Source organism: Oceaniferula spumae (genome assembly GCF_042849255.1).
In the GTDB taxonomy this organism is placed as follows: domain Bacteria; phylum Verrucomicrobiota; class Verrucomicrobiia; order Verrucomicrobiales; family Akkermansiaceae; genus Oceaniferula; species Oceaniferula spumae.
In genome coordinates, this window is the sequence record NZ_AP026866.1 from 2,533,896 (window position 1) to 2,557,716 (window position 23,821).

The window sequence follows — 23,821 nt, forward strand, 5'->3', positions numbered from 1 at the left end:
GCCATCCACTGACTCCGCGCTTCAGCGTTCGTCCGGCTGTTTCCGGCCGGAGAGGTTGGCCTTGGAGTTCGGTCCGGCGGATTTGGAATAGTTGTCTTCTGCCAGAGCCGGGAGCAGCATGGCGATGGCCTCGCAGCCACCTTTGACGCCTTCGTAGTGGAGGCGGATGCTGTATTTCACCGCTGGGGCGTGCTGGTTGATTTTGAGCAGGTAGTATTGGTCCGGGCGGCGGGGATCGATGGTGGCCGTGGAGCTGTGGGCGTCTTCAGCCACGGCTTTGCCATCGGCCAGAAGTTCCACCTTGTGCAGCTTGAAGCTGCCAGTGCCGCTGCGGTAGTGGCAGAGCAGCTCGTGCAATCCGGCACGCGTGATGACATTGTTAGGCACTGGTAGGGTGACGGTTTGTTTGCCATCTTTGGCGGTCCAAGTGGCGATCTGACGGGCCGTGGTCTCAGGCTCCCACCAGTAGGGCACGCCGAGGGCATCGAGACGTTCGCGCTGGTCTGTTAGACGTTTTAGAAAATCGTTCCAGTCAAGTTTCACCCGAGGCGACCACAGTGCTTCGCCAAGCGCGGCGCCGCGCAGCATCACCTGACGCTGGAGGTGTGGGCCGGAGGTGATTTTTTCACCCCAGACACAGCCTTGGGCACCGAGCACATTGGCCTTTGCCTTGTCGCTGAGAAGCGGCGATTGCGGCTCGAAGAAATAGGACTGGCTGAGGCTAACAGTATTCGCGGAGTATGCCTTCGGATTGTTTTTGGATCGAGAATTGGCGCGATCGTAGTAGAGGGAGGAAACTGGGCACATGATCACTTGGTGGCCGGCTTCGGCGGCTTCATGGCCGGGCTCCACGCCGCGCCACGAGCTGATAATCAGTCCGGGGGCGGATTTTTCACCGTGGTATGCCTCGTCCCAGGCGGCGGATTTTTTGCCATGCTTTTTGAGAATGTCGGCTGCCTTGTGGGTGAAGTAGGCGTGCAGATCGTGCGGAGATCTCATGCCTGCCTCTTTCATAAAGGCGACGCAATCCGGGTTCTTTTTCCACGCTGCCATGCCCACTTCATCGGCACCCATGTGGAAGACCGGCGATGGAAAAATGGCGGCGAGTTCGGCGAAGACGGTGTCGAGGAACTCATAGGTCTTCGGTGAGACAGGGTTGATCACCATGGAAATTTTGCCATCCAGATCGGTTGTGCCGAGGAATGGGTAGGCCCGCACCGCAGCCTTCGAATGGCCGGGCACATCGATCTCCGGGATGATGGTGATTCCACGCAGCGAGGCGTATTTCACAATGCGCTTCAGCTCCTCCTGAGTATAAAACTTCTTCGATACCTCGGTGAGCTTGGGGTAGGCCTTGATCTCGGCACGCCAGCCTTCGTTATCGGTCAGGTGCCAGTGAAGGATGTTGAGTTTTGCCAGTGCCATGGCGTCAAGCACCTTGAGCATTTCATCGACTGGTTGGAAGTGGCGGGAGACATCGACGAGGATGCCACGATAGGAAAAACGCGGTGCGTCCGTGATTTCCAAAACAGACAACGACCAGCTGGCGGCGGCCGTTTTCCCATCGCGATCAAACACCTCGGCCGGGCACAGCTGACGCAGAGTTTGGAAGGCGTAGAACAGGTTATCGGAAGTTCCAGCCTTGAGGGTGGCGCCGTCCGCTCTAACACTGAGGCTGTATCCTTGGCTTGTCGGCCAATCCGTTTTCACCACCGTAATCGTGGACTTCTCTTGGGTCACCGGCAGCGCCCAGCCAGTGGCGGCGCGCAGCTCACTGGCGAAGAACTCTGCCATCTCCTTGTAGTCGCCGGAGTAGGAAAGGCTGGTGTTTTGATCGAGAGCCAAAGCTCCCTCTTTGACCGTCAGTTCCGCCGGCAAGGGCATCAGTGAAGGTGCCGCGTGACTTAGGCTGGATATCAGTGTGAGAAGTAAAAAAACGCGCGTCATCATGGAAAGAAAAATAGGGGAACCGCCCAGCAGTGCGAGCATGGACTTTCCTAGACTGGTTAAATAGCGGAAACCTACTGATTACTCGTAAATGCCTGTGACCTAAAAGAAAAAGCACCAACCAAATGAATGGCTGGTGCTTGATGAAATCTATTTCAACGAGTGCGTTACTATCTACGGCGACGCAAGATCAGAGCGAGACCACCGAGTCCCAGAAGGGAGGTCGAGCTTGGCTCTGGCACAGGACTGAAATCAACGGTGACTCCAGAAAAGGCCATCTGATCTGCGTTAAGGTTACCTGTTCCTAGAAAACCTACTCCTGAAAAGGTCGTAAGTGGTGTGGTATCTTCATAAGAGATCGTAGCGTATTCCGTAGCGCCTTGGTTCATTAAAGTATCAACCTGGACACCACCTGCGGTGCGTTCAAGGCTGATAGCAAAAGTATAGACTCCGCTGTCTACACTTCCAGCATTGGCAGCGGAAGATTGGAAACTTGCAATGCCGGAATTGGACACAAATGTGCCTGCTGTCGTTCTTTCATATAATCGAGAGGGACCACTGGTAGTGCCAGCAAAAACGAAGTAACTCGTGGCAGCATCATGCGGCCCATTAAAGATGGCAAATCTAAACCCTCCTCCATTGTTAGCTGTAATTCCTACGAGATCCACTGTTCCGGAGAAAGTGAGTTTGTCGCCTACATTGGCTAATGTCACAGCAGCTCCAAAATTTGCGTAGACACCTGTGGCATCAGCATTGTCTGCAGTGCCATCACCCACAGTTGGTGAGTCGGTATTGGCATTCGTCAGGGTTGCAGCTCCTTGAGATAGTGCCCAATCATCGAGAACCACAGCGGCTGCCTGGGCGGATACGAATGAACCAGCGAGTAGTGTGCTTGTTAAAAGTATGTGTTTCATATTTTGTGTTAATTGATGTCGTTTGTTAGAATATCCAAAATTGAGATGATTCCAGTGTGCTAAAAACGGACTAGCGACGGCGGCGTAAAACCATTGCCCCCAGTGCCAATGCAGTAAGCATGGATGTGCTCGGCTCTGGCACAGGATTCACAAGATTTTCAGCGGTGCTATCGATGTAAATATTGTCAAATTCCATTTCGTTCCCGTTGGCAGAAGTCGCTGCCATCACTCGAACGTCAGTTATATCTCCACTCGAGTTACGGAAGCCGAACGAATCGTCTGCACCCGCAGTTGTGAGCTTGGTCTGAGTAGTGATATCACCACCTTGGATATAGGCTTCAAAACTATCAGTGGCATTATTTGCCACGATCCATAGATTATACCATGTGCCTGTAGCGATGGTGACATTATTAAATGCGTTCGTATTTGCTCCATCTCTTACAGCAAAGTCACCAGCCCCAGTGAATGCCAGCTGAGCATAGAAATTATTGAAATCCCCAAGTCCTCCAGACCCAAGACCGAAAGATGTTCTGGCAGCCAAGTTATCCGTCTTAAATTGTAAGAACAACGTTCCAGTTGCTCCATCGGCAATCGTAGCGGTCTTTGAAGCGCCTGTAACAGTGGTATTGTTACCGCTTGAAAGGTGTTGATCTCCGGTTCCTGCCACAACATAGGAGGAATGGTTACTCGTCCAGCCGTTCTGGGCGTCAATAGCACCTGGCGTTAAAGCATCAAAGTCTTCGACCAAAGTGAGTGCTGCACTTGCTGGCAGTGCTGTGAGTAGTGTTAGTGGTAATAGTAGGTTTTTCATCGTATTCGGTAGGTGATTTCAGTGAGTGGAATCTTCTTCAACACACCATGTGTGCATCTCTCACTAAGGAATAAGCCGACCTGGGAAAGGTTACCTAAAAAATAGGATTTTTTTCCAATCCTCGAAATTTGACGTTATTCCCGAGCCTAGTTTGATGAGAAAACCAATCTGTTCTCCTTCACCAACTGGGTGATTTGCTCATCGCTCAATACACCTCGGAACAAGAACACTTCATCGATGTCACCATTAAGTGAGTTTCTACCAGCCATCATCGCCGCTCCGAAGCGGACAGGCTTGGATTCAGATGAGGTAATGTTTGTATTCACGACAGGCTCTCCATTTCTAACAAGGGCCTTCACATCCTGCCTGACCCCATTGATGTATTGAATAATCTCCGGGTAGCCATTGGCTAACTGCTTGCCGGTGTAAACGCTGGCTATGTGAGTCCATTGATTTCGGACATCTGCATTTAGATCAGTAAAGTGGCCCGTGGCATAGGTCGTTGTGATCAACTGGTGGGAATCACCCTCTTCTTTCACTGCAAATTTCCAAATTTCACTAGGCCTACCCTGTCCCCAGACACAGTAGGGCGTGACCTTATCAGCGGCTGTGAACTCTTGCCTGTGCCGGATCCACATTGCGATCGTCCGTGGCGTATTCCCGCCGATTCCTGGAAATGCGCTCTCTGCAAAAAGCCCCTTCCCATCCATGGAAAATGCATTGCCATACTTGCCCTTCACCAAATGCTTGGAGGGATCAGTGAAGTGCGAACCAGTCTTCAAATGGCGTAATTTCGCCTCAAAGTCACCCACACCCGGCATGGTGCCATCCGCCACAAAAGCTCCATTTTCCAATCTATCAAACGACCAATGAAGGTAGGGCATGCTATGAGTAAATTTTTGCCTGAACAGACTGGTGGTGATCTCTACGACCTCCCCCTTACCGTTAGCGTCAAAGGCCATTGCCTGACCTGCGATCAATTCATGGTCGTCCATTGCCTTAAACGCAGGTTCGGCCATCACCTTGCCCTTGGAGACATGGATTTGGATATTTTCATCGTCGTCAAAGCGGACCCCAAACTCGGTTCCTAAATCAACCACGTTGACGTTACGCGTCTGGACAGTGAATCCGTGCCCTGCCTCCGGCACACGAAACCATGCTTGCCCGCCATCCATTTTGACCGACAGGTCACCTGTAAGCTCCAGCTGTGATGGTCCTTCGATGATGGATTTTACCCCAGAGGGAAACGTGAACTGAACCAGTCCCTGCTGCACTGAAATCTTGTCGCCGGGTTGGAGGCTGTCCACATCGCGACTTTCATCGTCGGAATAGCTCACTACATATTTCGCGTCTACAGACCCTTCCATCACAATCCATTGCCGAGTATCAGGAGTGTTATTGGCATGGAAAAACCAGAAACATACGCCTAACAATAATAGCGCGGCGATACCGTAGGAGAAGGACACAATCGCAGTCCGACGGCTCTGGGTATTCGACATCACCTGACTGACTGGCATGGTGCCCAACTCTGCACGGCTTTCTGCATTCTGCTGGAGTAATGCCACCATCTGGGTGTGCTTGAGATAAAGCTCCCTGACTTCCACATGCTCCCGCATCAGATTCATCAGCTTGGCGCGATCTTCTGGAGAAATCAGACCATCTTCCAGATCCTGAATCAAATGGTCCACGGTTCTCACGTTTTCACTATCGAGTGGGATCATGCCAAACCTCCTCTCAATTTATTTTTCCGCTCAAGACAGTCGCGAAGACTCGCGCGCACTCGGTAGAGCGCAATTTTCAATGCCCCCACGCTACGTCTGGTGGCTTTCGCATAGGCATTGAGCCCTGACTTTTTCCAGTATCGGTGCAGCACAAGCTCCTGATCCTTGATCTGCAGTAGCCCGATGCACTCGTTCAGGTCACTGAGCCTTTTATTCATATCCTCTGCTTCCATCGCCCCAGCCTCGTCGGAAACCATCATGAAAACGTCCTCGTCCAACGGAGAGGATCGTTCTCGTTTCAGCTTCTGCTGCAGAGCCATCGCTTGAAACCGCGCGGTAGTGAGCGCCCAGGCTTTGAAATTCGTTCCTAGCTCAAAACTCTCACGTTTTGTCCACAGCACTTCATTGGTATTCTGAATCACATCCTCTGCCTCGCTGAGTCCGGGTAGCAGCGAGATTACGAAGGCCCGTATCAACGACTGGTGCGCGACCAGTAAGTTAACGTACTCCTTTTCCTGCTTTTCCGAGAATCCCGACATGGTTCGATCACTAAGGAATAACCGATTTGGGATAAGGTTACATGAAAATGATCACAATCCCTGTGGACTTCAGCTTGGTGACTCTAGAAAATCGCCCCCTTGAAAGAAACCCTCCTATCGATAGTATCTAGAACTTCATCATCACTATGCATTTCAAAACCAGCCTCCTCGTCTTCCTCACCGTCTGTCCAATCAGCTGGGCAACTGCGGCCGATGCCACTCACGCCGTACTAGAGAACCAGTTCCTCAAACGCACTATCGCCACGGAAAACGGGGTCCACACTCAGTCGATTTCCAATAAACTCGATGGAAAAAGCCTGACTCCCAAGTCCGCCCACGCCTTCGTCATCACGCTGGCAGACGACACCACGCTCACCTCGACCGATTTTGAAACCAACAGCGTCACGCCATCTGAAACACCAGAAGGCAAAAGCCTCACCATCCAGCTCACCTGCAAAAAGATACCGCTGAAGGCGACACTCAGTTACCAGCTGAAAAATGACGCCTTCTACTGCCGCAAAACACTTAGCCTGACGCCCGGTAAAGCTCTCGAGGTCAAACAAATTGACCTCGAATCACTCGAACTCACCGAGGCTTACCAGCCTTACACGATTTCCCAGATCACGGCGAAAGGTGCAGCCCAGTGGCGTCCCGGCCTCGGCCAACCACTCTACACCAAGACCTCCGGCACATTCTGGGGTGTCGAATTCCCAGCCTCCATGAACACCGTCAAGGACGGCACTCTGCGCTGCTCTTATCTCGTCGGTAAAACTCTGCCGGCCGGAAAAACCTACCAGAGCCACACCTCCGTGCTCGGCGTCGCTGACTCCCCCGACTTCGTCAAAGAAGCATTCTTCAACTACATCGATCAGACTCGCATCCGCCCGCTACGTCTCCAAACACAATACAACTCCTGGTTCGACTACGGCAAGGGAGTCAGTTCACAGAAATTCACCACCAGCATCAAAAAAGTCCATAACGAGCTAAATACGAAACGCGGGGTGCCCCCACTCAGTGCCTATGTTATTGACGATGGCTGGCAGAACACCTCAGACGACTGGTCCAAGAAAGCCTGGACGGTCAACGGTAAGTTTGATCCCAACTTCACGAACAGCTTCAAAGCCGCAACCGATGCGGAATCCCACCTCGGCCTCTGGCTCAGTCCGGGTTGCATTTTTGGCGGCCAGCCTGCCATTCCCAAGATGCGAGCTGCCGGCTTCAAATCGCTGGATCCATGGATGTCACTCTCCGCTCCCGGTTACACTGACAAGTTAGAAGAGCGTATGGTCGAACTCACCGAGCAAGGTGTCACTTATTTCAAACTCGACGGTGTCTTCGGCCATCTCAATACCCGTAACTTCGACGTTGAAGGTTTCAAGGGTTCGGAAAAAGAACTCAACGATGCCAAATACGATCAGCAGAAAATACAGTATCTCACCGATGGCAGCGAGCGTCTCATCAAGATCTTCCAAGCCATGCACAAGGCTAACCCTGACGTCTACATCGTTATTTCCAACGGCGCATGGCTCTCCCCGTTCTGGCTCCAGCACATCGATGCCGTCTGGATGATCAATGCAGGCGATGCCGCAGGCGGAGCTAACAGAACAGGAGAACTTGTCTATCGCGATGCTGTGTATCACGACCTCGCCGTCACAGAAAACACCCAGTTCCCACTCCACTCCATCTTCAATCACGAGCCCAAAAAGACAAAAACCGGCGAGAGCAAAGAAACCTTCCGACGCTATCTCTACATGAACATGTCTCGCGGCACCGGCTTCGTGGAGCTCTACATCAAACCTTTTGTCATCAAGGAATACGATTGGGACGTTCTCGCCGAAGGACTGCTCTGGGTTCACGACATCTTCCCCACCTTCAAACACTCCCGCATGCACGGTGGCCGCCCGAAAAAAGGCGAGGTATACGGCTACACCGCGTGGCTGAAGGAGCGCGGTTTTGTTTCCATCCACAACCCGTCTAACAAAGAGCAAACTTATACCCTGACACTGGATCGGAAATTCGGCCTCACACCCGACTCCAAGGAGACCTCTTACCTGCTCTCATCACCTATCTCCGATAGCCTTGAGGGTCTAAAAAAACAATACCGCCACGGCGACACCATCTCGGTCGATCTCAAGCCAGGCGAAATCCGCATTCTCAATTTCGATACAGAACCACGTGACTGGAAACAACTCACCGATCTGCAGACTCGCACCAAACAAGAACTCCCAAAACCTGTTTCCATCCAAGGCCACGCCATTCTCGGCACGTGGAAATACGGCAATCACCAACGTGAGTTCAAGGTCGACGGCACCTGCACTCTCACCAGCGGCAAAAAAGTCCAGTGGACCAAGCCCTTCACCATCAACTCCCCCACCCAAGCCACAGTACAAGGCGGCTACAAACACGTCATCCAGAAGGATGGCAGCCTCAGAATCGAAGGGAAATACACTGCCACTAAGGGTCCCTAATCGAGATGTAACCCAACCAAATTACAGCTTGTATACATTTCATCTTTATCTACTCTGGATGTTGCACATATCCAAAAACCTCATGAAATTTACTACTAGGATCATTTCCCTTACTCTCACAGTGGCATTTACTGCCTCCAGCCACGCCGCCGTCTCAATCCTGCTTACCGGTGATACCGCCAATTCTGATGGCGGTTTTTTTCCTGGCACAGGTTCAGGTGACCCAAATCGTGTTAATGTTACCCTGAACGATGGATTCAGCTATAATCCAAACAACCCAACGTCACCACTACCTGTTCAAAGCTATAGTCAGACACCTGCTAATGGATTTCACGCCAACAAAACCAGCGGAACCCACACTCTGTCCTACATACTGACCAACGGTGCCATTGGCTCCCCCACGGTCTACTTTGATTTCTACGGCAGAAATAACAACACGAACCGTGATAATAATTACACGGTGTCACTCTACAATGGGGACTACACCGCAGGTAGTCTCGTTGCACAACAGACTGGTCAGGGCGTACCTAACAGCGCCCCATTTTTTAATCGCACTACATTCAATTCCGCGACTGCATTTGTATTTGACCGTGTTCAGATCACAGCACCGGCAGGCACCTCAGACGCCAATCGAAATTTTACCGTCATGGAGGTTCGCTTAGCAGTGCCTGAACCGTCCAGCACGGCCCTGCTTGGGCTTGGTGGACTAGCCCTCATGTTACGCCGACGCCGATAACTACTCTCAGCCTATCTTCCTAAACCACCCTTCCTCACGGATCGGTGGTTTTTTCTTTTCCAGAACGACCATTGTATACCTCTCCGCCGCTGGATTTATATTCACCTAATACATCGGCAGCTTCTGCACGGCACACATCTCTAACTACTTCTATACCACGAGACTGCAAATCCGTGATCCAGCCAGCAGGTTTCGCACCCTCATCAAATCCGACCGCTCGGACATCTTCATCGCGTGCGCCGCAGAGCACACGCCGGACACCTGACCAAGGAATGGCCCCCAGACACATGGCACAGGGCTCGGCACTGGTTACCAATTCACATCGTGGCATATCTTCACCGCCAAGGTCATGAGTTCTCAGTTCTTGCTGTGCCAGAGACATGGCCATCATCTCTGCGTGCGCAGAGGAACAGCTGCTTGCTACTACCACATTCACACCCGGGGCAATCAGCTTGCCTGAATCCAGGTCGAACACTGCCGCACCAAAGGGGCCACCGGTTTTCTGACGCACGTTCTCCCGCGCGAGTCCGAGCGCATACTGCATGCGCTCTTCCGCTGAATCAAAAGTCCGTCCTTCTTCAGGAAGCATGGATTCCACCCAGCTCGGAAGTGTTAGACTAATGGAGAGGTTGTGCTTTTTTGACATCACAGAAACTTAGCGGATCGCCGCACCTTCTATCAATGCTAATCATGTAGCATCTCATCTGAATACAAGTCTCGATAATGCCGCCACCATTCACTCTGGAATCGTTGGTCAGGATCATAGTGCTCCTTGCGCTTAAGAAACTCTGCAAATTGAGGATAGGCCCGTTCAATTTGATCTTGGCGAGCCCAACGATGATAGGTGAGGAAGTAGGATCCACCCAAGCTCAGTGCCAGATCGATCAAGGCTCGGAAGGCATTTGCCGAGCGCGCTATACCCTGTTCGTCATGCTCGGTGTGGAGGTTGAAAATTACACAGGCGTAGTCCTCCCTTGCCCAGGTTAGAAAACTTTCGCTATCACGTCGGATCAATCTGACCGTTCCGTAAATCACTGGCACACTACCGTCTCTCAGCAAGTCGGCAGCGTCCGCCATGAACTTCAACAGCTCCCCACGCGGCACATACAGCTCACTGATCATCTCGCTGGCAGGAATTTTTGCACCACATTCCCTATCTAACTGACTGTGGTAGTCGTCCAAATAGACACTGAGCTGGTGCGTGTCCGACCAGTAAAGCGACTTGTGAGTGCTGAGATAAAACTCCGAGTAGACCTTGAAAACTTCTGTCCGGTTGTCATGCGCGAGTCGGATCAGCTTGCCCCATTCTTCAGTTCCCAGATCCATGCGAACTGTCGGCATTTCTCTCGTCTGGTCGATAGGTCGATAGCTGGACAACACACCCAAGTTCAGAAATCCTTCACTCGATTCATCAATCGAAAATTGAAAGTCTCCAAAAATGCATCCGTCTTTCATTCGCTGCTCCAACTCGGGGATCACCCGATCGATGGTTGTCACCTCGACAAGTCGTTCTAACTTTTGACGCGGTGTGAGTCTGAGCATGACCGAAGTAATCACCCCGAAACACCCGTAGCCGCCAATGGCTAGGTTGAAAAGTTCCACATTCTCCTGACGGCTGCACCGATGCCTCTTCCCATTTCCGTCGATCAACGTGAATGCCTCCACATCATCGATCATGGGACGCATATCGAGTCCACGTCCGTGAATGTTAGCGGCCAGCGAACCGCCCAGCGTCAGGTCATCGGCCCCCGTCTGCTTCTGCCTGATGCTCCACACTCTCTCCGCTCCTAGCTGTTGCTCGTGCAGCTTCTCAATCAGTTCCGGCCACATGATTCCCGCTCCCGCTTCGACGAGTCCAGACTCAGTGTCCACTGGTTGAACTGTCTTCAAACCTGAAATATCTAACAAAATCGCATCCTCGCCAAACTGCTGTCCACCCATGGCGTGACGCGCGCCGCAGATGGAAACGGACCGATTTTCCGCCGCGGCTTTTTTAAGCGCACGGATGACATCTTCTTCCGCACAAGGGTGGATCACTTCCGCTACACACGTCGCATTGAGCTTCGAGTGTTTATCATTGCAGAGAAGATCGAGGTTCATTTTGGAATAGGGGTGGCGATGCAGACAACTTCGCCCTCAGCGAGGGGTAACTTTTCCAGACCGTTAGGTATTAAATATTCACGACGTAAGACGACGTGGTCAATCAATTCTGTTAGAATCCATCCGTTCGATTCCAAAAAATGCGGAAGATCTTCACGCGAAATCCCCCAGAGAAACGGCTCGCTCCGCGCTTGAAGCCATCGACCTATCAAGGGGCTTTCACCTCGAAAGCTGATCGAGCTGTCTTCCCCTTTCTCCATCAGGGTAAATACCACAGAGCCTCCATCTCCCGTGAGACTCTTAATGTCTTTCATCAGCTCTGCCACACGTTCAGTGCGAAGATACATCGTAAGTCCCTCCGCCACAAAAACAGTTGGCTCTGACTTATCAGCGACAACGGCGGAGGGGAGTTCTGCGGCTAGATCGATCGGCATGTAAGAGACATTCGCAGCTCCATGCAGCACCCGTTTTTTCAATTCCTGCGTTGCCGGGTGGTCCAACTCAACGAATTCAACGTCCGGATGCTTCTCATGCAAACGCCAGACCAGCGTATCATATCCGGCCCCAAGAACGATCACCCGCTTACATCCATGCTCGATCGCTTTCTCCACCTGTTTCTCAATCTGCAACTTACGGACCAGATAATGGGTGATAATTCCAGGAAGGAGACGTCGCTCTAAAAACAACAACCCAGCTCTAACACTGGCGAATTTCAGGTATGGAACCAACCGATCTTTCTGCCCATCAGTGGTGAGTATTTTACGGCTTATCTCTGCCGCTCCCGGTGGAACCAAGGCACGCAGCCTGCGATCATGCGAGGCCAGCACAATACTCCGCGCGATTAATCTCGCAGTGTCGCTGGCGCGTGATGACTTCATGGTCACGGACTCTAGTGGAATGGGCGTTTTTGTCACACGGATTCCGAGACTCAAGGACGTGATTGAAAATGTAGGCACGCTTTTTGCTCTACCCATTTTCGAGTGACTCCTGCCGACAGCCATAAACAAGCATCTGCCCCGAATTTATGCGATTCCGTTGATCCTTTCATCGGATCGGCTGCCTATGATCTGCCTGAGGCAACGGGTATCGCCGGTCGCTGGTGGACGCCCAAACCACCGATCGGAAACACACACCCAGGAGCCACACTCCCCTTTGGCATGGTATCCGCCTGTGCCTACTCAGGGGGTTACGTTACAGGCTATGGGAAATATGATCTCTCGCTCGATGGGAACACACCACCCGTTTTGCATCCCGACCACCGTGCCTACGGCATTGCTCATTTCCAACAGTCGGGCACGGGTCGTATTCGAGTTTATTACAATTATCTTCTGACCACACCACTGACCGGATCGTCACTGGAGTCGCGCCACGATCCGCAAACGTTGATTGAGGAAAAGGCGAGTCCGGGGGTCTATTCCGGGTTATTCGAGCAGTCCGGTGTTCACTTCAAGGTGACTACGACCGCTCGATCTGTTAGACATCAGTATCGATTCCCTGATGGAGCCAAACCCCACGTCGCTATCGATGCCTCCGCCGGAGGACTTCTGATCGACGGCATGCAGAGTTACCCACAGGGGGGATCGTTGAGAATCGATGCGCCCGATCGTGTTTCAGGCACCATTCACATGGAAGGTGTGCCGATTCATTTCAGCTGCCAATGTCCTGGAGCTCGTGCCTCTCTCTGGCAGGATGACCAACTTCTCGAAGGAGAAAGTGAGTATCAACTCGGTCTCGACAAACAAAAATTCCAGCCGGCCTTTGGATTCGTTTTCAGTGCTGTGGAGGAAGGCTGCCCCCTGATGGAGCTGACCTTTTCCTTTTCCCTGCAAGACCCAAAACGCACCGAGAATCTCTGCGAGGAACTTCGCGAAAGAAGCACCGAATCCATTGTCGCAGACGCCCAGCAGCAATGGCAGGACACGCTGGGGAAAATTGAGATTAGCGGCGGCACGGAGTCTCAACGACAGACCTTCTACACGGCTCTCTATCACTCCTGTATCAAACCAGCGGATTTTAAAAACGAAAACCCGTTCCGTCACCAACCTGGTCCGTTTTTCTTCGATTTATCAACTCTCTGGGACCTCTATAAAACCCAGCTACCTCTGATGATGACCCTGTGGCCGGAGCGCGGGTCCGACTTCTCTCAATTCCTAACAGAGGTGGCTACACGCGAAGGGGGCTTCCCTGTGAGCTATCTCATGGACAGCAGTCCCGATCGCTTCACCAAGCAAGCGACCGGTCTTTGCCACATGATCCTCGAAGATGCTCGACTCAGAAACATCGACGCCGACTGGAACCTCATCCTCAAGCTTCTCTGGAAAACCAGTCGCAGCGGCAAGGGCCGTCAAAGCAAGTTCGGGGACTACGCCCGTAACGAGGTGGTCTCCCCACTCTCACACACGCTCGATATTTCCTACGCACACTTCTGCCTGGCTCGCATGGCACGCGGCCTGGGTGATCAAGTCATCCACGACTCCGCCGCCCAGCTTTCCCTGCACTGGAAGAATGCTCTCGATCCAGAAAGCGGTCTGTTGAAAGAGGACTCCACCTACTACGAAGGTGAGAATTGGAATTACTCATTCCGTTTCATCCACGACATGGAAGGAAGAATCAAACTTGCCGGTGGTGTGGAGCGCTACACTGAATTGTTAGATCTCTTCTTTGGCTTCCGTTATCCATCGCCCGGTCAGCGGGTGTTCCATTTTGAAGGCCTCAACAACGAACCAGACATGGAGGCGCCATACAGCTATCTTTACGTTGGCAAACATGACCGCATGGCGGAAATCGTTCAGGCTGTCATGAGATCGAAGTTCGGCACCGGACGCGGCGGGCTCCCTGGCAATGACGATTCCGGCGGCCTGTCCTCATGGTTCGTCTGGAGTGCTTGTGGAATTTTCCCCGTCACTGGTCAGCCGGTCATGTTGATCGGGAGTCCGCTGTTTGAAAAAGCCACACTGCATCTGCCCGGCGGTGACTTCACCATCGAGAGCCCAGGTGCTTCAGCCGAGAAACCATTCATCTCCACCGCCACACTCAATGGCAAACCTCTAGAACGTGCCTGGTTGAACATCTCCGAATTTCAGTCTGGAGGCCACCTCGTGCTGCATCGGACATCCACGCCTTCTGGTTTCGGCCAACACCATCTCCCGCCCAGTTTTACGCCCTAACACATACTCACCACACCTAACTATTTTACCATGAACCTTGTCATACTTGTCAGAGCAGATCCTATCATTTGCGGTCACTCTACGGAGGCCCGGAACCTTGCCGAAGCAGCCATTTCAGCGGGCATAGAGAATGTTCACATCGTCAGCTACCAACTTGATACTCTGGAAAAATCAGGACTTCCACTGAAACCCATCGAAAGCATTTCTCCCTACTCTCCGGGAATTCACATCGACCGCCCTGATGCTGTTGGCGACTACAAAGTGCTCGACGGTCGAATTTCTCTAGGCATCAGTGGCCACCTGGTGGATCTGCTGCATTCCTTCGATGGCGACACCATTCTGATGGACCTCTACCTGGTGCCTCATGGTTTCATGGTCATGGAAGCCGTTCGCAGTTTCAACAATTCCGGCACCTCCGCCCGCGCTTACACCATTGGCGAAGCCGTGGGCTCAGACATCACGAACGTCGTGGGCAACGCACTGGCCAGCGGTCAGCTCGGGGCTGCTCAGTTGGTGCTTTCTAACTACCTTGCCCACGATCTTCCTGTGGCAGTCAGCCAGTTTACCAAAGATCTCATCATCGAAGCTGGTGAGCAGGTCGATCAGGCGCTCGGCACCAAGTTCGCTCAACAGTTGGAAGAACGTGTCCAAATTAGTTTTCCTGCCATCGATTCCAAGAGCTACGTGGACATCGAAAGTAATCCAGATGAAATTGCCGCAGTCTTGGAAAAACGTCATTTAACACACGATGGTTATGTTATGTTCCTCTCGCGCATCGCTCCGGCCAAGGGTGTCGATGACTTGTTAGACGCCTGGAAAGGTTGTAAATTCCGTGGCAGCAAGGAACTCATCATCTGTGGTAACGGCCCGGCCAAAGACGCCATTCGAGAGGAGGCAGCCAAGCTGGGTGACGTTCGGGTGTTAGACGATGTCAGCGATGAAGAAAAAGGCAATCTCATGCACGCTTGTTCAGCCTGGTGCCTGCCTAGCAAACCGCAGACAGAGTTCGTGGAAACATTCGGCATCGCCGTGGCGGAAAAAATGCTAGCAGGCGGACTTGGCCCCGTCATCACCACCACCACCGGCGGCATTCCAGAAGCATCCGGAGGCCATTGCCTGACTCATACGGCAGGCGACAGCGACTCCCTTAGAGCCTGTCTCGACCAAGCGCACGATATGACCGATGAAGAACTCGCCTCTCTTTCAGCCTCTGCCCGGAAGTTCGCCCTCAGCTTTGATCGGGTGAATATCTTCAAGAACCTCCACGACCAAGCCAAAGCAGGCCTTAAGAACGATAACAATTCACCCGCGCCGATCCACCAAATCTCACCTGCCATCAGTCCGAAGGGCAATGTGATTGCTTGTTAAGGTCTCGTCATAACAACTCGGATCCAGCCGTCAGCAGACTGCCGAGCACAATAAGTGATCATAGAGCATGAATAGGATTTGATTTGTTGGCTACGGCTTTGCAATCTGCCGCCGCCCAATGACTATCCTCCAACCACCCAAACCCAAACTCTGGATCTGGTTTCTGACTCTTGCCGGATTCTATCTGGTCTGGTCGTGGTTAGTGTTTCATGACGGACAATGGAATGAAGTGGTCACACACTGGCCGATGGCCGCTGCCATGGCGATTGGCAGCTACGCTGCCGGTTCAACGCCGATGGGTGGAGGAACCGTCGGATTTCCTATCTTAGTGCTGCTCTTTGGAGAGTCGGCAGAGCTGGGCCGCGATTTCAGTTTCGCGGTGCAATCGATCGGCATGAGCAGCGCTGCCATTTTTATTTTATCGAGACGTCAGCCGCTGGCGGGAGCGATGCTAAAGGGTGCGCTGTTAGGCATCACCATCGGTCTGCCTCTGGGCATTTTCCTGGTTGCTCCGTGGGTGCCAGGGCTCCACATCAAAATCGTTTTCGCCGTTGTGTGGGGCAGCTTTGGCCTTCTGCACTTGTGGAGGATTGGTGAAATTGCATCTCACGAGGGAATGACTGATTTCGACGAGCACTGGGATCACAAGGCGGGATTCTTCGTGGGGCTTCTGGCAGGTGCAGCTGTCGTTTCCGTCTCAGGAGTGGGAGTCGATATGGTTTTATACACCGTGCTGGTATTGCTCTGCCGTGCGGATCTTAAAATCGCGATCCCTACATCCGTCGTCATCATGGCCTATGGCTCGGTGCTCGGCATATTCACCAAATTAGCTTTCACGGGAGTGCAACCCGGTGTCTATGGAAATTGGCTGGCCGCCGCACCCGTGGTCGCACTTGGTGCCCCGCTTGGCGTTTTCGTAGTGGATCTTATTGGACGCAAACCCACCTTGATCGTAGTGGCTGTGCTGTGCGTAGGCCAACTTGTCTGGACCTTGGTTCAGGAGAGCCAAAGCCTCGGAGTTCTCGGACTGACAGGCTCCATCATCGCCGTCGTCGTATTTTTATTAGGCTTCGAAAAACTACGCGCATGGGGAGCGGTCTTAGGGGGCGACGATGTTCTCGCTCAAACCACCCAAAGCTCGCTCACGGGAACAAACCTGGCGGCCATTCAAGAGGATTCTAGTTCGAAATAAACCTGGATAGCACCTCTGAAACTCAAGTGTTCACTAGCAACTCTGCTCAAACCATCAGGAGGCTGGAACGAGCCTCCGCTTTATGCCACGCACTCGGTTAAATACCGTGCCGCGCACGCTGGATGGATTGATCATCTCGTAGCTTGTTAGAATGCGTTCATCGTCGGCCCACGAGCTCTTGTAATCGTGCTCACCGGCGAGATAATCATACTCTTTGAGTCCACGATCAATCGCCCACTGGAGTGAGTAGGCTAGCATAATCACACCTAGCGAGAGGTTGCGGTGCTCTGGCAACCAGCCGCCTTGGTAATTCCACAGAATCCCATTGAACACAAAATCATATCGGCCGGCCACAATCTCACCATCTACCTCTAACAACAACATCGAGAGTCTATCCGATTTAGCCAACCTGGGCGCCAAATCGCGATGAATTTCCGCGAAACGGTCGTCGGAAAAGGCCTGGCTATCGTCGCCCCAGCGAGCTTCATGCAGACGGATGATTTCTTCGATTGCCTCGGCTACAGGCATGTCTTTACCGGCCTCAATGAGCTTCACCCCGTGATTCTTGTGCAGCTTATTCCATTTTCTACGGACGGATCTACGAAACTGGGCGGACCTTCCTGCCATGTAATCGTCCCAACTGGAGGGAATACTAACAAAAGGGGAAGCGTTTTCCTCCGTCTTCTCTAACTTGGCAGTAAATGACTGAGGGGTGTGGTCGTCGAGTATTTTGAGACTAGCGCTCTGGTCGTGCATCATCGGTAGCCGCATCACGTCCCAACTTCCCTTGGCCGTCTGTTTGAGCTCTTGTAAGAGAAGCGGTAGAATTTCAGCCTCCTGTCCTGCAGGAATGAGAAAGTCCAGGTATTCGGAAAGTCCCGCTCCTCCACAGCCGAGGAAGGTAAGCTGCCGCATCCACTTCTTCCCGCCTGATCCCACTGGCCCGACCGCCATCGGAGCCAACGCCACGACTTGATCTGCCTGCTCGGCAACCAAGATGTGTGGCGTAAATTCTCCACCGGAATGTTTGATCCAAGTGTCTAAATAATCCCATGTTTGAAAAAAATTGGGGTAGGAGGAAGACATTACCAATGCGTCCCAGTGTGGCCGCAGCGTCTCATTGGCTTTCTCCCATGAGTCAATAAGTCGGACACTTACGGGGCCTGACTTAGGTTTTGTGGGTGCTGGAGCGGCGCTAATGGTCGGCATAACATGTAAGGAGGGTGCTTGTTGCCAGTAGATCGCAACCGCTCCAAATTATACAAAAACGACAATAATTAAAGTGTTTTTATAAAGTTATCCGCTATTTTGACAACCAAAAGCCGCTTGATGGCTCGACATACTCTATATGATCCACTCTCCTGTTCCGTGGTGATGGCCCGCAATGATGACTTCTGCTCGAACTGCCCGCAGAGCGCGGGAGATTCTTTTTCTCCGGATCAAAACCGATTTCATGGCTAAGAAAGAATCGTTACCTAAGCCGTGCCACGGCTCCCGCCCCATTGCATATCGATGATTTTGGCATCGCTCTGCTCCGGTGGCTGCCATGAGTAATCGTCATACCACTCGCGGCAAACCAGCGGCTTTAGCTGGTATTCACCTTCTCGGTGGATGGGTAGAGCCATGAGCTTTTCGAGCTGATTGTCAAAGGCTGCAAAAGCCGGCATCAGTTCTTGGCTGCGCTGCCCGTAGACATCGAAACACACCAACCTGCGCTCCTCGGCGATGCCGACCAATTGCCGACCGATGAATTTCTGGTCCTCATCGTACGCCATCACCACCTGCTTGTTCACGTCGGCGGCATTGGCCAGAGCCGAGTGGGAGTTACAGCCATCGAGTGCCAGACAGCTGTTCACCAAGGTGCCCATTTTCAGAACTTGCTCGAAGCGGCGCTCCATTTCCAGGAACACACGCTTGCCATCTGTTAGAACGATCTCCGCACGCAGTCCTGTCAGCCAGATCCCCTGTCTAACGAATCGATGCGTGCGGAGCCAATATTGGTTACTCGGGTGAAATAGGATACCGCTCTCGCCATTGGAGCTATACCGGCGAATCAGCTTCCGGTAAGCTCGGCGGTTTTCATCGGCAGCGTTCGCATACAGTCTTGTGTGTAGCTGCAAATCATCTGATTCACTCACTGGCGGTGTGATTTCCTCTTTAAGATACTGCAACAGAATTTCAATGCGGCTGCCCTCCAGCTCTTGGTAGATCCGTTCAGCTGATTCGGTGCGGATTTTCTTTTCTCCTGTTAGGTGTTTTTTCCAGATGCGCAGATCCTTGCTCTCACCGACTAGATGCCCGAAGGTTTCGAGATCGGTCGATTGCTTCAGGCTGACATCGATCAGTGGATGCTGTTGGAAAAGTTCATAAGCCCTCTTTACTTGCGCTGATGCCGACTGACCGGCCAACCTGAGTAGTTCCAAGCACAGTCGGACCCGACAATTCATGGCGGATTTCAGAAGCGGGCGAAGGAGTGGATAATTGAGTAGATCCAGACCGTTCTCGATCGAGTTACTTTGGTTGCGCGACCGGCTTGCGCTATCGATCCGTTTCCAGCTCGATATCGGCAGTTCGTTGGCATCCAAGACGCTGACGAGCTTGCACCACAGTGCCTCGCCATCTGATGTAGTGGTAAATGGTTTGCTGCAGAGCATGGCAATATGGCGCATCAAATCTGCGGCAGAGAGCTTGGCTGAACGGTCCCAGTAGGCGTAAACAAAGTAGTAACTCGCCTTCTCCCGATATTCAGGTGCTATTCCTAGCAGAATCCGACTCACCTCGGCAAAGTCATGGTTGAAGGACTCACACAGCGCATCGTCCCGCTCAGCATAACGGGCATCACGAAGAATAAAAAACAGCCAGCCACGGTGGCCATAGGGCTCATCGCTTAGGGCATCGAAGGACTCTTGCAACACCGGTTGTTGATGCATCGCCTGCCATGTCTCGTGAGCAATTCGGCCATGATTCTCACGTGTGGTCAGCAACTTGGTGAGTCGGATCAGTGATTCCACATCCACCGTGCCACCTGGATACGTTCGCGGGAAATAGGTCCACTTGAACTGTTTCCAGAGATAGATACCGTTACACAGTTGATCACTCTCAGCTCCATCGTTCAGGCCGTGCCAAAGGTAATGAAGAGCGCGAGCCTTACTCATATCTAACATCAAAGCCGGTTTCGCCAGATAAACCAACGCCCCCGGGCAGTGAGTAAGATCAGGATACTGCATCATCCAGAACTCGACTTCTTCACGCCGCTTGCTGATGGGCAGGGAGGCAAACAGCCGAAGCCAGTTCAGACCGGTTTCGCCCTTGGTGTGACCGAGGATGATATCAACCAGCTCCGGCCAGCCAGGTTCTTGCATGTGACGCAGGTAGGCATGTTCAATACGGCGAAGTTCGGAGTAAGATAGTCTGTGAGTGAATCCGGCCACACGTTCCCAGACCATGGAGGCGATTTCATTTTCACCGAGTGGAATTTTTTCCCCGCTGCGATGCAAGAACCACGGGTCGTAGGTGATCGAGTCATCTGAAGCTTCACATAGCCTTTTGTCTTTCGGCATCTCAGCGTCGAATTTTTTCAGCTGGTGAAATAAATCGGAGATGGCTGAAGGATCACACAACCACGGACGGATGTCAGTGGGTGAGCTGGTAAGTCGCGGAGTAGGTCTGGCCACTCGCAGCGGCGCGGCGGTGGTTTGAGCACAAATGGTGACGAGCAGACGATAGGTTCTGCGTGAGAGCGTCGCCTTTCCCAATAGAGACCATGCGTGGAGTAGCTCTTGCTCGCCCTTGTTCAATGGGCGCACGGAGTCATACGGACGCAGCCTTCGGAGTCGGCTTTCCGCGATACGGGTCTTCTGACCCTTTCCTGTTTTGACGTTCCTAAAGCAAGCGTCGTATGTTCGAAGTCCGTCGCTCCGACGGATGATGGATGATACCGGTTTCACGGTGATATATAAATGGTTAGATTTCGGGCACAAAAAGGCCACGAGATGCCGGGACACAATTCTCCCGGTAGGAATAGAGATGAAACAACACCTGCCTAGCAACTGATCATATTTCAGCCCGAATACAGCGGAACTAAAAGAATCCTGTTAGTAGACATTCGCACACAACCCTACGTCAGGGCTGTTTGCTAACAAAAACCCGTTCGTCAGATTCCGCGCGAACTTGGCGCAAAGGTTGGACGTATCGTGAACATGTCTGTTAGTTACGATCCAGAGCGATCGATGACAAGACAGAAAACAATTTATCGTTCCATCAACTTATTGAGATGCATTGATATAGCTTTGCTGGGGGGCTCCTGTCGGCTTATTAACAATAAGCCCAGTGTCCGTGCATGACAATTATCTCGACAATGCATTCCCCCTTCTTAGGGTGAAAATTTCCAATGAAACTCCTCGCCACCCTACTCACAGCTACTTGCCTTACCACAATCTCCGCAAACGCCACGCTCATCCGCTTTATTGAATTTACCATAGAGCAAGGGACTGGAGGAATCCCATTACATGTCGGAGAAGTTGAAGCCTTTATGACCGGAGTGACTCCAGGAGCAGGGCTCGACGGGATCAACGATTTAGCGCTCACATCCAAGGGCGCAAGTGCCACGACAGTATCCGGCGACACGTTTCATGGAGCTAATGGGAACTTGATCAATGGCAGTGCTTCAAGGGGGATCGACACCTGGACCAGGAGAACCGCTACCATCCCAGCAGTCGGTGGAGTCGTCGGCCAAGTCGACCTCGGGGGCACTTTTGATATTGTAACAGTGCGTATTTGGCAGCGTGGGGACGGCTGCTGCCAAGAACGCCTCAGTAATTTCACCGTCAATTTCTACGCCGATAATGGCACTGGTGGCGTGGGCGCCCTAGTCGACAGCATCGCCTACCCTGGACAGGTGCCAACCAACGGCTTTGCCACCTTCTCACAACCTGCAGCTGTGCCCGAGCCTAGCTCATCCGCACTGCTTGGTCTTGGCGGCCTTGCTTTGATCCTACGCCGTAGGAAGTAAGGCAATTGGATTCCCTCTTCTCTAACACTCACTCCTCCAGCTGGACGGGTGGGTGTTTTCTTTAGAGATGTTTGGCGACGATTTCAGCGATGCGGGTGTAGCCCTCAGTATTTGGGTGGAGCTGGTCGCCATTCATGCCGCTGAGGACTCTTTTGCCGTTCTTCTCCACCAGCGGAAAAGCACTTGTTAGATCAAGGTATTGATAGCCATGTTGCTGAGCCGTCTTCTGTAAAACGGCGTTCGTAGCAATGACATTTTGCATGTGATTTCCCCGTGGGAGGATGCCAGTCACGATGATTCGAGCGCTTGGCTGGCGAGCTTTGATTTCCCTCACCAAGTTGAGAATCGAGTTGCTGACTTGCTGTGGTGTTCTACCGATGGACAGGTCGTTGGTGCCGATGGACAGCAGGATCGTTTTGGGGGATATGGCATCGAGTTCGCCGCGTTGAATGCGCCAGAGCACGTTCTCAGTGCGGTCCCAGCCATAGGCAAGGTTCGCGACTTTGTGCTCCGCGAAGAGCTTTCCCCATGCGTCGGCTCCGCGGGCGAGATGAGCTTCGGGTTCGCCGCCGAAGAAGTGGATAATGGAGTCGCCAAGCCAAGCAACGTCGGATTTGACCGCTCGGTTTCGTGCCAAGATAAGCTGGTGGCGTAACATGAAATTGTATCCTGGGATCTCACGCAGTTGTGGGGTGGCGGGCACTCCGTCGATGACGTCCTTGGATTTCAAACCGAGGACAGGGCGCAGAGTATTTTCGTAAGCATCGGCATAACGCATCATGCCGATGTCATTGGGGTGCACACCATCGACGGTGGCATTGCCGTCCTGGCCTAAGAGATTTTCACCGGCGAGGTAGTGGAGGTTTTTATCGCTGACTTTGCGTTTTTCATACTCTCCCCGTAGCGCAGCCCATTCCGCGGCGAGGGGATTTTTTCCGTCGTGATTCCAGCGGGCGTTGTCGCGTGGAGCACCTTCAACTAACAAAACGGGTGTATGTGGTCGCGTTTTTCGAATACGATCTAACAATGGAGCAATGCGCTGTTGTACTTCTTGCGCGTTCATGTTCGGTAAACAATCGATGACATAAACGGCGGCATCTTTTCCCAAGATGAAATCAGCCACTTCTGGCTCCATTCGGCCGTTACCGGAGAAGCCGAGGTTGACGACAGGCCAGTCGAGCCTTCGTTCCAGTATATTGGTCCATGCCAGACCTGGCCGAGATGCGCAGGCACCTTGAGCGATACTGGTGCCGTAAACGATGATCGGCTTGAGGATATTAACGGCAGCGGGCTCAAGGGATTTGCCTTCGGGCACACCGATTTGGAGCGATTGCACCCCATTATAGAGCGGAAGATAGAGGGTGTAGAGAGCTGGCACACGCGGGTTTGAAGCCAGACCAGCGGCGAGTTTGATTTTGCCTTGTTGGCTAGTGGGTTTGCTGCACGCGACCCAGAATTGTTTCCCTTCAGAAGTGCGACGATAGAGATCAAAGCCGGAAATACCGGTCGCGGGCATGTGCGGCATCGAGAGTGAGCTGGTCAGCTGATATTTCAGATGGATTTCGGGGGAGTTACTCCAAAAGCGAATTTTAAGACCTGCAGAATGCTGGCTGAGCCCCCACACAGGCGGGCGAACTTTGCCTTTGGCCGCAGCTGGCAGTCTTTTGTATCCAGGTTCTTGAGTGATTCTACCTTCGACAAGCCAGGTGCCGTCTTGCACTGGGTCAATCCATTTGATTTCAGCCCAACCCTGCTGTACTACGATCACGAAACAAGCGAATGTGAGCTTCCAAATTTGCATGGCTGAACCTAGCGTTGATCAAACACGTTCCGCCATTCAATTTTTT

17 protein-coding genes are annotated in these 23,821 nt (G+C 52.5%); 6 read left to right on the forward strand and 11 right to left on the reverse strand.

The window, feature by feature from the left end:
• Positions 1–21: 21 nt before the first annotated feature.
• From ACSPJT_RS10430 to ACSPJT_RS10450, 5 genes are all read right to left on the reverse strand, one after another.
• On the reverse strand, positions 22–1,950 hold the full coding sequence (locus ACSPJT_RS10430; protein ID WP_435892488.1) for a beta-N-acetylhexosaminidase: 1,929 nt from the start codon (positions 1,948–1,950) through the stop codon (positions 22–24).
• A 167-nt stretch (positions 1,951–2,117) separates the two neighbouring features.
• Positions 2,118–2,861: a PEP-CTERM sorting domain-containing protein gene (locus ACSPJT_RS10435; RefSeq protein WP_435892489.1), complete on the reverse strand. Its 744-nt coding sequence runs from the start codon at positions 2,859–2,861 to the stop codon at positions 2,118–2,120.
• 70 nt (positions 2,862–2,931) lie between these two features.
• Entirely contained in the window at positions 2,932–3,672 is a 741-nt protein-coding gene (locus ACSPJT_RS10440; protein ID WP_435892490.1) for a PEP-CTERM sorting domain-containing protein, read from the reverse strand.
• 146 nt (positions 3,673–3,818) lie between these two features.
• Positions 3,819–5,393 carry a LamG-like jellyroll fold domain-containing protein gene (locus tag ACSPJT_RS10445; protein WP_435892491.1) on the reverse strand — a complete coding sequence of 525 codons (1,575 nt, stop codon included), beginning with the start codon at positions 5,391–5,393 and terminating at the stop codon, positions 3,819–3,821.
• Positions 5,390–5,932, reverse strand: coding sequence for a sigma-70 family RNA polymerase sigma factor (locus ACSPJT_RS10450; protein WP_435892492.1), 543 nt, complete (start codon positions 5,930–5,932; stop codon positions 5,390–5,392). The genes ACSPJT_RS10445 and ACSPJT_RS10450 overlap by 4 nt, the downstream gene beginning before the upstream one ends.
• A gap of 146 nt (positions 5,933–6,078) precedes the next feature.
• On the opposite strand from ACSPJT_RS10450, the gene ACSPJT_RS10455 reads away from it, so the two are divergent.
• The gene (locus ACSPJT_RS10455) at positions 6,079–8,400 is read left to right on the forward strand and encodes a hypothetical protein (RefSeq protein ID WP_435892493.1); all 2,322 of its coding nucleotides are present in this window, start codon (positions 6,079–6,081) and stop codon (positions 8,398–8,400) included.
• Between the two features lie 82 nt (positions 8,401–8,482).
• On the forward strand, positions 8,483–9,136 hold the full coding sequence (locus ACSPJT_RS10460; RefSeq protein ID WP_435892494.1) for a PEP-CTERM sorting domain-containing protein: 654 nt from the start codon (positions 8,483–8,485) through the stop codon (positions 9,134–9,136).
• A gap of 34 nt (positions 9,137–9,170) precedes the next feature.
• On the opposite strand, the gene ACSPJT_RS10465 is transcribed toward ACSPJT_RS10460, so the two are convergent.
• The 3 genes from ACSPJT_RS10465 to ACSPJT_RS10475 are packed head-to-tail and all read right to left on the reverse strand — an operon-like array spanning position 9,171 to position 12,114.
• On the reverse strand, positions 9,171–9,782 hold the full coding sequence (locus ACSPJT_RS10465) for a nucleoside deaminase (RefSeq protein ID WP_435892495.1): 612 nt from the start codon (positions 9,780–9,782) through the stop codon (positions 9,171–9,173).
• Positions 9,783–9,820: 38 nt separating this feature from the next.
• Positions 9,821–11,236, reverse strand: coding sequence for an FAD-binding oxidoreductase (locus ACSPJT_RS10470; protein ID WP_435892496.1), 1,416 nt, complete (start codon positions 11,234–11,236; stop codon positions 9,821–9,823).
• A complete protein-coding gene (locus ACSPJT_RS10475) occupies positions 11,233–12,114 on the reverse strand; it encodes a class I SAM-dependent methyltransferase (protein WP_435892497.1) in 882 nt (293 codons plus the stop codon). Before ACSPJT_RS10475 ends, ACSPJT_RS10470 begins: the two co-directional genes overlap by 4 nt.
• Positions 12,115–12,216: 102 nt before the next feature.
• Here ACSPJT_RS10475 and ACSPJT_RS10480 point away from each other — a divergent pair, with 102 nt between their 5' ends.
• The 3 genes from ACSPJT_RS10480 to ACSPJT_RS10490 all read left to right on the forward strand — a co-directional run bounded on the left by ACSPJT_RS10480 (position 12,217) and on the right by ACSPJT_RS10490 (position 16,963).
• Positions 12,217–14,403 (forward strand): glycoside hydrolase domain-containing protein, encoded by a 2,187-nt coding sequence (locus ACSPJT_RS10480; RefSeq protein ID WP_435892498.1) that lies wholly within the window; start codon positions 12,217–12,219, stop codon positions 14,401–14,403.
• A gap of 30 nt (positions 14,404–14,433) precedes the next feature.
• Positions 14,434–15,771: a glycosyltransferase family 4 protein gene (locus tag ACSPJT_RS10485; RefSeq protein WP_435892499.1), complete on the forward strand. Its 1,338-nt coding sequence runs from the start codon at positions 14,434–14,436 to the stop codon at positions 15,769–15,771.
• Positions 15,772–15,889: 118 nt separating this feature from the next.
• Positions 15,890–16,963: a sulfite exporter TauE/SafE family protein gene (locus tag ACSPJT_RS10490; RefSeq protein ID WP_435892500.1), complete on the forward strand. Its 1,074-nt coding sequence runs from the start codon at positions 15,890–15,892 to the stop codon at positions 16,961–16,963.
• Positions 16,964–17,017: 54 nt separating this feature from the next.
• Here the strand turns inward: ACSPJT_RS10490 and ACSPJT_RS10495 are convergent, their stop codons facing one another.
• Positions 17,018–18,172, reverse strand: a complete 1,155-nt coding sequence (locus ACSPJT_RS10495; protein ID WP_435892501.1) for a GNAT family N-acetyltransferase — start codon at positions 18,170–18,172, stop codon at positions 17,018–17,020.
• A gap of 266 nt (positions 18,173–18,438) precedes the next feature.
• Entirely contained in the window at positions 18,439–20,910 is a 2,472-nt protein-coding gene (locus ACSPJT_RS10500) for a hypothetical protein (RefSeq protein WP_435892502.1), read from the reverse strand.
• Positions 20,911–21,353: 443 nt separating this feature from the next.
• Between ACSPJT_RS10500 and ACSPJT_RS10505 the strand changes: the two genes are divergently transcribed.
• Positions 21,354–21,974 carry a PEP-CTERM sorting domain-containing protein gene (locus ACSPJT_RS10505; protein ID WP_435892503.1) on the forward strand — a complete coding sequence of 207 codons (621 nt, stop codon included), beginning with the start codon at positions 21,354–21,356 and terminating at the stop codon, positions 21,972–21,974.
• 61 nt (positions 21,975–22,035) lie between these two features.
• On the opposite strand, the gene ACSPJT_RS10510 is transcribed toward ACSPJT_RS10505, so the two are convergent.
• Positions 22,036–23,775, reverse strand: a complete 1,740-nt coding sequence (locus tag ACSPJT_RS10510; protein ID WP_435892504.1) for an SGNH/GDSL hydrolase family protein — start codon at positions 23,773–23,775, stop codon at positions 22,036–22,038.
• Between the last annotated feature and the right edge of the window lie 46 nt (positions 23,776–23,821).

Coding starts and splice junctions, on each gene's coding strand:
- ACSPJT_RS10430 (WP_435892488.1), bottom strand. CDS start 1,950: ATGATGACGCGCGTTTTTTTACTTCTCACACTGATATCCAGCCTAAGT.
- ACSPJT_RS10435 (WP_435892489.1), bottom strand. CDS start 2,861: ATGAAACACATACTTTTAACAAGCACACTACTCGCTGGTTCATTCGTA.
- ACSPJT_RS10440 (WP_435892490.1), bottom strand. CDS start 3,672: ATGAAAAACCTACTATTACCACTAACACTACTCACAGCACTGCCAGCA.
- ACSPJT_RS10445 (WP_435892491.1), bottom strand. CDS start 5,393: ATGATCCCACTCGATAGTGAAAACGTGAGAACCGTGGACCATTTGATT.
- ACSPJT_RS10450 (WP_435892492.1), bottom strand. CDS start 5,932: ATGTCGGGATTCTCGGAAAAGCAGGAAAAGGAGTACGTTAACTTACTG.
- ACSPJT_RS10455 (WP_435892493.1), top strand. CDS start 6,079: ATGCATTTCAAAACCAGCCTCCTCGTCTTCCTCACCGTCTGTCCAATC.
- ACSPJT_RS10460 (WP_435892494.1), top strand. CDS start 8,483: ATGAAATTTACTACTAGGATCATTTCCCTTACTCTCACAGTGGCATTT.
- ACSPJT_RS10465 (WP_435892495.1), bottom strand. CDS start 9,782: ATGTCAAAAAAGCACAACCTCTCCATTAGTCTAACACTTCCGAGCTGG.
- ACSPJT_RS10470 (WP_435892496.1), bottom strand. CDS start 11,236: ATGAACCTCGATCTTCTCTGCAATGATAAACACTCGAAGCTCAATGCG.
- ACSPJT_RS10475 (WP_435892497.1), bottom strand. CDS start 12,114: ATGAAGTCATCACGCGCCAGCGACACTGCGAGATTAATCGCGCGGAGT.
- ACSPJT_RS10485 (WP_435892499.1), top strand. CDS start 14,434: ATGAACCTTGTCATACTTGTCAGAGCAGATCCTATCATTTGCGGTCAC.
- ACSPJT_RS10490 (WP_435892500.1), top strand. CDS start 15,890: ATGACTATCCTCCAACCACCCAAACCCAAACTCTGGATCTGGTTTCTG.
- ACSPJT_RS10495 (WP_435892501.1), bottom strand. CDS start 18,172: ATGCCGACCATTAGCGCCGCTCCAGCACCCACAAAACCTAAGTCAGGC.
- ACSPJT_RS10505 (WP_435892503.1), top strand. CDS start 21,354: ATGAAACTCCTCGCCACCCTACTCACAGCTACTTGCCTTACCACAATC.
- ACSPJT_RS10510 (WP_435892504.1), bottom strand. CDS start 23,775: ATGCAAATTTGGAAGCTCACATTCGCTTGTTTCGTGATCGTAGTACAG.